12 protein-coding genes are annotated in these 10,027 nt (G+C 64.0%); 9 read left to right on the top strand and 3 right to left on the bottom strand.

The features are described from left to right. Positions 1 to 16: 16 nt before the first annotated feature. Positions 17 to 1,276 (bottom strand): SGNH/GDSL hydrolase family protein, encoded by a 1,260-nt coding sequence (locus U5A52_RS28975; protein ID WP_321937122.1) that lies wholly within the window; start codon positions 1,274 to 1,276, stop codon positions 17 to 19. 254 nt (positions 1,277 to 1,530) lie between these two features. Here U5A52_RS28975 and paaA point away from each other — a divergent pair, with 254 nt between their 5' ends. The 8 genes from paaA (at position 1,531) to U5A52_RS28935 (ending at position 7,832) form a co-directional block, all read left to right on the top strand. Beyond that, positions 1,531 to 2,529 (top strand): 1,2-phenylacetyl-CoA epoxidase subunit PaaA, encoded by a 999-nt coding sequence (paaA, locus tag U5A52_RS28970; protein ID WP_321915259.1) that lies wholly within the window; start codon positions 1,531 to 1,533, stop codon positions 2,527 to 2,529. A 27-nt stretch (positions 2,530 to 2,556) separates the two neighbouring features. Then, the gene (gene paaB / locus U5A52_RS28965; protein WP_028203445.1) at positions 2,557 to 2,841 is read left to right on the top strand and encodes a 1,2-phenylacetyl-CoA epoxidase subunit PaaB; all 285 of its coding nucleotides are present in this window, start codon (positions 2,557 to 2,559) and stop codon (positions 2,839 to 2,841) included. A 9-nt stretch (positions 2,842 to 2,850) separates the two neighbouring features. Continuing rightward, positions 2,851 to 3,657, top strand: coding sequence for a 1,2-phenylacetyl-CoA epoxidase subunit PaaC (gene paaC / locus U5A52_RS28960; protein ID WP_321915260.1), 807 nt, complete (start codon positions 2,851 to 2,853; stop codon positions 3,655 to 3,657). 30 nt (positions 3,658 to 3,687) lie between these two features. Next, entirely contained in the window at positions 3,688 to 4,215 is a 528-nt protein-coding gene (gene paaD, locus U5A52_RS28955) for a 1,2-phenylacetyl-CoA epoxidase subunit PaaD (RefSeq protein ID WP_321937120.1), read from the top strand. A gap of 1 nt (position 4,216) precedes the next feature. Further along, the gene (paaE, locus tag U5A52_RS28950; protein ID WP_321915262.1) at positions 4,217 to 5,305 is read left to right on the top strand and encodes a 1,2-phenylacetyl-CoA epoxidase subunit PaaE; all 1,089 of its coding nucleotides are present in this window, start codon (positions 4,217 to 4,219) and stop codon (positions 5,303 to 5,305) included. Between the two features lie 165 nt (positions 5,306 to 5,470). After that, positions 5,471 to 6,295, top strand: a complete 825-nt coding sequence (locus U5A52_RS28945) for a DUF1835 domain-containing protein (RefSeq protein ID WP_321915263.1) — start codon at positions 5,471 to 5,473, stop codon at positions 6,293 to 6,295. 6 nt (positions 6,296 to 6,301) lie between these two features. After that, on the top strand, positions 6,302 to 6,904 hold the full coding sequence (locus U5A52_RS28940; protein WP_321937119.1) for a TetR/AcrR family transcriptional regulator: 603 nt from the start codon (positions 6,302 to 6,304) through the stop codon (positions 6,902 to 6,904). Positions 6,905 to 7,166: 262 nt separating this feature from the next. After that, on the top strand, positions 7,167 to 7,832 hold the full coding sequence (locus tag U5A52_RS28935) for a GNAT family N-acetyltransferase (RefSeq protein ID WP_321915265.1): 666 nt from the start codon (positions 7,167 to 7,169) through the stop codon (positions 7,830 to 7,832). Positions 7,833 to 7,915: 83 nt separating this feature from the next. On the opposite strand, the gene U5A52_RS28930 is transcribed toward U5A52_RS28935, so the two are convergent. Next, positions 7,916 to 8,410 (bottom strand): Lrp/AsnC family transcriptional regulator, encoded by a 495-nt coding sequence (locus tag U5A52_RS28930; RefSeq protein ID WP_028203439.1) that lies wholly within the window; start codon positions 8,408 to 8,410, stop codon positions 7,916 to 7,918. 140 nt (positions 8,411 to 8,550) lie between these two features. Here U5A52_RS28930 and hppD point away from each other — a divergent pair, with 140 nt between their 5' ends. After that, positions 8,551 to 9,648 (top strand): 4-hydroxyphenylpyruvate dioxygenase, encoded by a 1,098-nt coding sequence (hppD, locus tag U5A52_RS28925; RefSeq protein WP_321915266.1) that lies wholly within the window; start codon positions 8,551 to 8,553, stop codon positions 9,646 to 9,648. 131 nt (positions 9,649 to 9,779) lie between these two features. Here the strand turns inward: hppD and U5A52_RS28920 are convergent, their stop codons facing one another. Further along, entirely contained in the window at positions 9,780 to 9,968 is a 189-nt protein-coding gene (locus tag U5A52_RS28920; RefSeq protein WP_321915268.1) for a hypothetical protein, read from the bottom strand. Between the last annotated feature and the right edge of the window lie 59 nt (positions 9,969 to 10,027).

Here is a 10,027-nt window from a genome sequence, read left to right as displayed (position 1 = left end):
GTGGCGCAAATATTCCTTACTTCCGGGCAAGGGCCTCCAGCGGCACCGCATTCGCCATCGCCGCGTAGCCCGCGTCGCTTGGGTGGATGTGGTCGCCGCTGTCATATCCGTAACGCAGTCGCGCCGGATCCGCCGGGTCGCGCAGTGCCGCATCGAAATCGACTACGCCATCGAATGCGCCGCTCGTCCGGATCCATTGGTTCACCGCTGTACGGATCGCCTCGCGCTCGGGCGGCAGCGAAGCCGGCGTGAGCGTCGCGCCAAAGATCCGCACGCCGCGCCCATGCGCCTGCGCGATCACGCGGCGATAACCCGCGATCAGGTCGTTCGCGTCCACATGCGTATGAGGAAAGTCGCAGTCGAGGCCCGATCGGGCCGGCATCGCCTGGAAGTTGATGTCGTTGATGCCGATGAGCAGCACCACCGTTTTCACTCCCGCATGGCCAAGCGCATCACGCCCGAAGCGCCGCTCGAGCGCCTCGCCGTAGCAAGGTGAATCGCTCAGGAGCCGGTTACCGCTGATCCCGAGATCGATCACGGCGAGATCCGTGCGGTGCGACTCGGAAATGCGGCGTGCCAATGCGTCCGGCCAGCGACGGTTCTGATTCAGGGAGGAACGCATGCCATCGGTAATGGAATCGCCGATCGCCGCGACGGTCGCCGCCCCCGGCGCCTCGACCGCGAGCCCCGTCACCCACGCGTACTGCGTAAAGCGCTCGGTGAACGCGCCAATCGACGGCTCGGCAACATGATTGCCCGGACGCGAGACGTAGTTCACCTGGCTCGCCACGCGGTGCCACGCGACTATTTTCTGCTCAGGTCCCATATAGGAACTAATGGCATAAGGCGCGTGCGCCTTTAAATCGATCTGCACCGGATCGCTATCGAGCGCGGCGCCGGGAGGCACCGTCACCGCCGGCCGCCCGCCGAAGGTGACACGCGCCATACCCGCTTCGCTCGCCGCCGCACCGCCCGCAGACGGAGCAATCGCCATCGCCTCGATCACGAGCGGCGTGCGCCCATAGAGGTTGCTGACGTGCACCCGGGCAACCGTGCCACCGAGTGTCGGATACACGATCTGCCGGACGGTCCGCCCGGCCACTTCGGGCGCACGGTACAGCGCCGGGAGCGCATCGCGCTCCGGGATCGACTGCAGCGCCGTCGCCCAGCTCGTGACCCAGGAGCCCGAAGCTTGATCGGCGAACGCGGGCGACGCGGCGCCAAGTGAAATGAACACGGCGGCCGCAGCCGCGAGGGGAGCAAAAGAAATCTTCATCCGTAAGCGAGTGCGCAGGCAAAGGGGCATTGTGCCCCATGGCCCGGTGCACAGCCTTCCATCCGCCTGACAGTACAGCGCATTAGGCACACGCTCATGCCGCCCACCCGCACAAAACCCAGGCAGTCCCGCTGCCGCCCCGATAAAACTCAACGGTGAGCACAATCTTTTTGAGCCATCTCAAAAAATTCATTTACCGACCGGTCGGTTGGTTTATACTGCGCGACATACCCAACTTCGACGAGAGCGTCTCCATGTACACGCAATCCCTCGACATCCCCGGTAACGTTGCTCCGCTCGATGCGGACGCAGCCTCGCCGGAGCAGGCGCAGTTCGACGCGATCATGGCCGCCGACGGCAAGGTCGAGCCGCAGGACTGGATGCCCGAAGCCTACCGCAAGACGCTCGTGCGCCAGATCTCGCAGCATGCGCATTCGGAAGTCGTCGGCATGCTGCCGGAAGGCAACTGGATTTCGCGCGCGCCCAGCCTCAAGCGCAAGGCGATCCTGCTCGCCAAGGTGCAGGACGAAGCGGGCCACGGCCTCTATCTCTATAGCGCGGCGGAAACGCTCGGCGTTTCGCGCGACCAGTTGGTCGACGCGCTGCACGCCGGCAAGGCCAAGTATTCGAGCATCTTCAATTACCCGACGCCCACCTGGGCGGACGTTGGCGTGATCGGCTGGCTCGTTGACGGCGCCGCGATCATGAACCAGATCCCGCTGTGCCGCTGCACGTACGGCCCGTACGCGCGCGCCATGATCCGAATCTGCAAGGAAGAGTCGTTCCACCAGCGCCAGGGCTTCGACGCCCTGCTCGCCATGATGAGCGGCACCGAAGCACAGCGCGAACTCGTGCAGCAGGCCGTGAACCGCTGGTGGTGGCCGGTGCTGATGATGTTCGGCCCGAGCGACGCCGATTCGGTCCACAGCAACCAGTCGGCCAAATGGGGGATCAAGCGCATCTCGAACGACGACCTGCGCCAGAAGTTCGTCGACGCGACGGTCGAGCAGGCCAAGGTGCTGGGCGTCACGCTCCCCGACCCCGACCTGAAATGGAACGAAGCGCGCGGCCACTACGACTACGGCACGATCGACTGGGAAGAATTCTGGCGCGTCGTGAACGGCGACGGCCCGTGCAACCGCGAGCGCCTCGGCACGCGCGTGAAGGCGCACAACGAAGGCGCCTGGGTGCGCGAAGCCGCCCTCGCGCATGCCGAAAAGCAGCGTCAGCGCGCCGAAAAGCACGCCGCGTAACTCATACAGGAAAGAAGGAGATCCACGATGAACAAGGAATGGCCGATCTGGGAAGTGTTCGTGCGTAGCAAGCAGGGCCTCGACCACAAGCACTGTGGCAGCCTGCACGCCTCCGACGCCTCGATGGCGCTGCGCATGGCGCGCGACGTCTACACGCGCCGTCAGGAAGGCGTGAGCATCTGGGTAGTGCCGTCGTCGGCGATTACGGCATCGGATCCGAACGAGAAGGCTGAGCTCTTCGAGCCGGCCGGCGACAAGATCTATCGCCACCCGACGTTCTACACGCTGCCCGACGAAGTCAACCACATGTAAGAGCGCAACATGACGACGCCCACGCCTGAACAACTCGCGTACGTGCTGCGCCTCGCCGATACGGCGCTGATCCTCGGTCAGCGCAATACGGAATGGTGCGGCCACGGCCCGATCCTCGAAGAAGATATCGCGCTCGCCAACATGAGCCTCGACCTGATCGGTCAGGCGCGCCTGCTCTACACGCACGCCGCCACGCTCGAAAAGGCGCTCACCGGCCGCGACCGTACGGAAGACGACTACGCCTACTTCCGCGCGGAGCGCGAGTTCGCGAACTACACGCTCGCGGAGCTGCCGCACTTCGGCCCGCTCGCCGGCACGACGCATTCGGCCAACGACTACGCCGTCACGATCGTGCGTAACTTCCTCTACGCCTCGCTGATGGCGCATCTGTGGACCGCGCTGCTGCGCTCCGCCGACCCGCAGCTGGCCGCGATCGCCGAGCGCTCGATCAAGGAAACGCGCTACCACGTGCACCATGCGCACGAGTGGCTGATTCGTTTCGGCGACGGCACCGACGAATCGCACCGCCGCGCCCAGGCCGCGCTCGACTGGCTCATGCCCTACACGCGTGAGTTCTTCAGCACCGACGCCGTGGAAACGGCGGTGGCCGAAGCCGGCATCGCGCCGCTCGCCGCCCAGCTCGAAGCCGCATGGCGCGCAGACGTGGAAGCCGCACTCGAGGAAGCCACGCTCGCCATGCCCGCGCCCGTGAAGCACATCACGACCGGCAAGCACGGTGAGCACTCGGAGCACATGGGTTTCGTGCTGGCCGAGATGCAGAGCCTCGCGCGCCAGCACCCGGACGCGCGCTGGTAAGCACCCCACGCAGGAAACGAGGAAGTCACGATGCAAGCAACGGCAGATCACGCGCTCGAACGCGCCTGGGAAGTGCTGGAATCGGTGCCCGATCCGGAGATTCCGGTCGTGTCGATCCGCGAACTGGGCATCCTGCGCGACGTGCGCCGCGCCGACGACGGCCAGATCGAAGTGGTCATCACGCCCACCTACTCCGGCTGCCCGGCGATGTCGCAGATCGCGGAGGACGTCGCGCACGCGCTCGATGCCGCCGCACTCGCGCCGTACCGCATCGCGACGACCCTGACGCCCGCGTGGACCACCGACTGGATCACCGACGAAGCGCGCGAGAAGCTGCGCGCCTATGGCATCGCGCCACCTACGGGCAACTGCGGCTCGGAGCCACGATCGGCCGAACAGCCGATCACCTTCGTGCCGAGAAAACTGCCCGCGCCTGCCTGCCCGCACTGCGGCTCGAAGCGCACCGAACGCCTCGCGCAGTTCGGCTCGACCGCGTGCAAGGCGCTCTACCGCTGCATCGACTGCCGCGAACCCTTCGACTACTTCAAACCGTACTGATATGGCCACTCCGCAATTCCATTCGCTGCGCATCCGCGAAGTGCGGCCCGAAACCGCGGACGCGGTCTCCGTCGCTTTCGAAGTCCCGCCCGAGCTGCGCGACGCGTATCGCTTCACTCAGGGTCAGTTCGTCACGCTCAAGACCCACATCGACGGCGAAGAGACGCGCCGCTCGTACTCGATCTGCGTCGGCGTGACCGACTATGACCGCGACGGCGAGCTGCGCATCGGCATCAAGCGCGTGCGTGGCGGGCGTTTCTCGAACTTCGCGTTCGATCAGCTCGCGCCGGGCCACGAGATCGACGTGATGACGCCCGATGGCCGCTTCTTCACGCACCTGAACGCCGAGCACGGCAAGCATTACGTGGCGTTTTCGGGCGGTTCGGGCATCACGCCCGTGCTCGCGATCATCAAGACGACGCTCGAAACCGAGCCGCGCAGCGCGTTCACGCTCGTGTACGGCAACCGCAGCGTCGACGCGATCATGTTCGCCGAAGAGCTGGAGGACCTGAAGAACCGCTTCATGAGCCGCTTCCGCCTCTATCACGTGCTCTCGGACGACCTGCAGGACGTCGAGCTGTTCAACGGCGTGCTCGATCAAGCCAAGTGCGCAGCGTTCCTCGAAACCCTTCTGCCGGCTGACGAGATCGACGAAGCGTTCATCTGCGGGCCCGGCCCGATGATGGACGCCGCCGAGGCCGCGTTCAAGGACGCGGGCGTGCCGCAGCAAAAGGTACATGTGGAGCGCTTCGGCTCGCCGCTGCCGCAGGCGGGCGTGCCGAACGTCGAGATCACCGAAAACACGCCGGCAGCCGACCTCGAAATCGTCATCGACGGCAAGAAGCGCAAGATGCGTCTGCCGTACGAGGGCGTGAGCCTGCTCGACGTCGGCCTGAAGGCGGGTCTGGCGCTGCCCTACGCGTGCAAGGGCGGCGTTTGCTGCACCTGCCGCGCCAAGGTGCTCGAAGGCGAGGTGAAGATGGACAAGAACTACACGCTCGAGGAGCAGGAGGTGAAGGACGGCTTCGTGCTCACCTGCCAGTGCCATCCGGTGAGCGAGCGTGTGGTCGTGAGTTTCGACGAACGTTAAGGCGTTAGAGCAACAGCACGCTTTCGGCCTTCCGGCGATCCGCTTACACTAGGGGCCGCCCGCGGGTGTTGCAGCGCAGCGCTGCAACACCCGCGGGCGGCTCCTTTTGTTATTTGCGCGCTTTCGGGCTTACTGGGCGTTCGTCGTGAACGCAACGAGTTGTCGATGACCACGATTCACCTCATTTACGGCGATCCGGCCGCGGCGGCGCTGCGTCAGGCTCTCGAAGCGGCAGGCCATGCGGACCGCGTGATCGCCCTGCGCGACGACCTGACAGTCGGTCCGTTGCGCGACATCGACGTGGCGGGCGGCCCCGGCGTGGCGCTACGCGCCGCCTTCTGGGAGCGTCTTGGCGATGTCCCGCCAGCCCTGGCGCACGACGACTGTGCGGCGCTGACCGCTCTCGAAGCCGACGACTCCCACGTGGTGATCTGGCACACGCACGACGCCGCCCACCAGCTCGCGCTTCGCCGGGTCTGCTACCGCCTGCGCGATGTCCCGCAGCGCCTGAACGAAGTGCGCCTCACCGTCGACGAAATTTCGGGCCAGAACGCCGCCGCCCGCATCGAGGCGCGCTTGCCCGATGCCGCGCCGATCTCGGTGCTGCGCATCACCCGCCTCGCGCTGGAGTGGCAGGAAGCCAAGTTCGCCAACGGCGAGACGCGCCGCTGGCGCGACAACACGTTTACTAGCGGCACGTGGAGCGACCTTGATGCCATGATCCTCGACGTGCTCGACGCCCATGAGGACCGTCCGGCGGGCGCATCGTGGCTCGCCAGCGACGTGCTCGGCGCCGAACTCACGCGCGGCGGGGCGGGCTTCACGGTTGGCGAGCCGGTCGTGCTGTGGCGCCTGCGCGAGCTGTGCGCGGCAGAAGAACTGCGTCTGCGCGACGATATGTGCGCCGCCTGCGCGCCGCTTGCCGCGGCTGCACGCGCCGCGCGTCCGCCGCTTCCGCAAACCGCCGCGCATCTTTCCCTCCCCCGCTGAATTCCCATGGCACGCACCCGAGCGCCCGACCACGAAACCCAACGCGACCAGATCCTCGAACTCGCTGCCGCCAAATTCGCGCAGACGAGCTACCCGAGCACCTCGATGTCGGACCTCGCCGCGGCCAGCGGCACCTCGAAGGCCAGGCTCTATCACTATTACGAGAGCAAGGAAGCGATCCTCTTCGATCTGCTCGATCGCTACACCAAGCGGCTTATGCTGATCATCGCGGAGGTGGAAGGCGCGAGCCAGCGGCGCGGTCACGACGAGCGCGAAAGCTTCGCCGAGCTGATTCGCGCGTTCCTCGCGGAATACGAAACCTCACACAGCCGCCACGTGGCGCTCCTGAACGACGTCAAATACCTCGTGGACGCCCAGCGCGAAATCATCCTGAACCGCCAGCGCGACGTGGTCGCCGCCTTTACGCGCCAACTCGCGCGTGCGTACCCCGGCCGGGTCACGAACGAAAACCAGACCGCGCTGACGATGATGGTGTTCGGCATGATCAACTGGACGTTCACGTGGCTCAAGCCGGGTGGCCGCATGGGCTATCGGGACTTCGCCGAGCAGGTGATCGCCATGGTCGATCACGGGCTGAAGGGTGCTTGAGCGGTACCTGATCGGTGCCAGCGGAGCCAAAATTTTCGGGCCAGATTGTTGCGATGCGACATGATGCACCATGACAACAGTTGACGCGTCAATCGATCAGAAAAATTATCCGTTTATAATCAATCGCTTGCGCCTATATCATTATTAATTAGGCGCAACACTCAAATTTACACTTCGGGTTTTCCCTAGAGCGCACCCAGGGTTTCCGCTAGAATGCGCATTGCGCTGCACCATGCGGCATGCATTTTAAGGAGAACCCACCATGAACCCGCTTTCGACCCAAGCCAACGTGCCGATCATTTCGTCCGCTCGTCCGCTGACGTCCGGTCATGCGCCCGTCATGGTGCGAGTGCTCACCTCGGCAGACCGCGAACGCCTGCTCGCGCACTTTCTCACGCTCGATAGCGATGACCGCCTGCTGCGCTTCGGCCAGGCCGCTCCGGACCATGTGATCGAAAAGTACGTGCGCTCGATGGACTTTACGCGCGACACCGTGTTCGGCGTGTTCAACCACCAATTGCAGCTCGTGGGCGTCGGCCATCTGGCCTACTTGCCGGCGGACGGCAACGGCCGCACGGCTGAGTTCGGCGTGTCGGTGCTGGAAAGCGCGCGCGGCCAGGGCATCGGCTCGAAGCTGTTCGAGCGCGCCGCCATCCGCAGTCGCAACACGCACGTCACCACGCTTTACATGCACTGCCTGTCGCGCAACTCGACGATGATGCACATCGCGAAGAAGTCGGGCATGAAGATCGAGTACGCCTATGGCGAAGCCGACGCGTATCTCTCGCTCGAGCCGGCCGACCAGAGCAGCATCATTGCCGAAATGCTCCAGGAACAAGCCGCCGTGTTCGACTACGCCCTCAAGCGTCAGGCTCGCCAGGCCAGCAAGCTGATGGAAACGATCCTGCCGCACGCTGTCGCGGCATGACTCCTGCCCTTCGGGACAGACTGATGCACTGAGAAAAGCGGCTTCGGCCGCTTTTTTTGCGTCTGCTGCACGACGCCGGGCAGTCAGCGGATCGGCAAAGCCGTCGTTTCCTTGAACGTATCGAGCGAAAAGCTGGACTTCACGTCGATCACCGAAGGATGGTGCAGCAACTGGTCCTGCACGAAGCGCGAGAAGTGCGCCATATCCTCCACCTGCACGCGCAGCAGGAAATCCATGTCGCCCGTCATGGCGTGGCAGGCCACCACCTCGGGCCACGTCTGCACCGCCGCACGAAAAAGCTCGGCGTGCGTCACGCCCTCGCGCCCTGCCGCCGTCGGCCCGCGCTTTTCCAGCCGCACGTTCACGTAGGCAAGCAGATCGAGCCCCAGCTTCTGCGCATCGAGCAGCGCCACGTAGCTGCGAATCACGCCGCTTTCTTCCAGCCGCCGGATGCGCCGCAAGCATGGACTCGGCGAGAGGTTCACGCGCTCCGCGATCTCCTGGTTCGAGAGACGGCCATTCTCCTGAAGGATTGCCAGAATGCGTCTGTCGATTGCGTCTAATTCAATGCTTGCCATTTTCTGCCTTCCGATCATCTATCCAAGGCAGTTTATAGCGCAAATCGTTGGCGACACGACTTAACTCGCAAGTTTTCGCCCAATACGGCGGACTACACTGTGTTGCACGAAATCTGATCGACATCCGCCAGGAGACAACCATGCAGGTCCCCAACTGGGAGAACCCCGTCGGCACCGACGGCTTCGAGTTCATCGAATACACCGCGCCGGACCCCAAGGCGCTCGGCAAACTGTTCGAACGCATGGGCTTCACCGCCATCGCGCGCCATCGCCATAAGGACGTAACGCTCTACCGCCAGGGCGACATCAACTTCATCGTCAACGGCGAACCCGATTCGTTCGCCCAGCGCTTTGCGCGCCTGCACGGTCCATCGATCTGCGCGATCGCATTTCGCGTGCAGGACGCCGCCAAAGCCTACAAGCACGCGCTCGAACTCGGCGCGTGGGGCTTCGACAACAAGACGGGCCCGATGGAGCTGAACATTCCGGCGATCAAGGGCATTGGCGACTCGCTGATCTATTTCGTCGACCGCTGGCGCGGCAAGAACGGCGCGGCGCCGGGCAGCATTGGCGATATCAGCATCTATGACGTCGACTTCGAGCCGATTGCCGGCGCAGATCAGAACCCCGTCGGCCATGGCCTCACCTATATCGATCACCTCACGCACAACGTCCACCGCGGCCGCATGGCCGAATGGGCCGAGTTCTACGAACGGCTCTTCAACTTCCGTGAAATCCGTTACTTCGACATCGAAGGCAAGGTCACGGGCGTGAAGTCGAAGGCGATGACCTCGCCCTGCGGCAAGATCCGCATTCCGATCAACGAGGAAGGCGGCGAGACGGCCGGCCAGATCCAGGAATACCTCGACGCCTATCACGGCGAAGGCATCCAGCACATCGCGCTCGGCACGAACGACATCTACCGCACCGTGGATGGCCTGCGCGCCAAAGAGATCGCACTGCTCGACACGATCGACACGTACTACGAACTCGTGAACCGCCGCGTTCCCGGCCACACCGAGCCGCTGGAGGAACTGAAGAAGCGCAAGATCCTGATCGACGGCATGCCCGAAGATCTGCTGCTGCAGATCTTCACGGAAAACCAGATCGGTCCGATCTTCTTCGAGATCATCCAGCGCAAGGGCAATCAGGGCTTCGGCGAGGGCAACTTCAAGGCGCTGTTCGAGTCGATCGAACTCGACCAGATCCGCCGCGGCGTGGTGCAGGACAAAGCCTGACGCATCAAGCTAAAGCCAAATAAAAAGGGCGAAGATCGCGCGATCTTCGCCCTTTTTGACTTTTGAATCCGCCGCCGCACACCCCGGCGACGCATTCAGATGAATGAAATGCTGCGCGGATCAGCGCGGCATCAGGATTTGCGTTCGGCCTTCGCGGCCGGCATGGCGTTCGTATCAGCCTTGATGCTCAGCGTGTACTGGGCGCATCGGGTCGTCGCACTCTCGCCGCTCCTCGTGCTGGCGTTGGAATGCAGTGGCGCGCTCATGGCAAAGAACGCGGCCGAGACCGTCAGGAAGGTCTGGATATGTCGATTATTCATGCTGGACTCCTTTTTTAGACTGCCTGTCGCAGTAGTGCCCCTTTTCAAAAACTGTTAAC

Origin of the sequence: Paraburkholderia sp. J8-2, from assembly GCF_905220195.1 — a bacterium.
In the GTDB taxonomy this organism is placed as follows: domain Bacteria; phylum Pseudomonadota; class Gammaproteobacteria; order Burkholderiales; family Burkholderiaceae; genus Paraburkholderia.
Note: the sequence above shows the minus strand (reverse complement) of the source record. Positions and strands in the feature narration are given on the sequence as shown.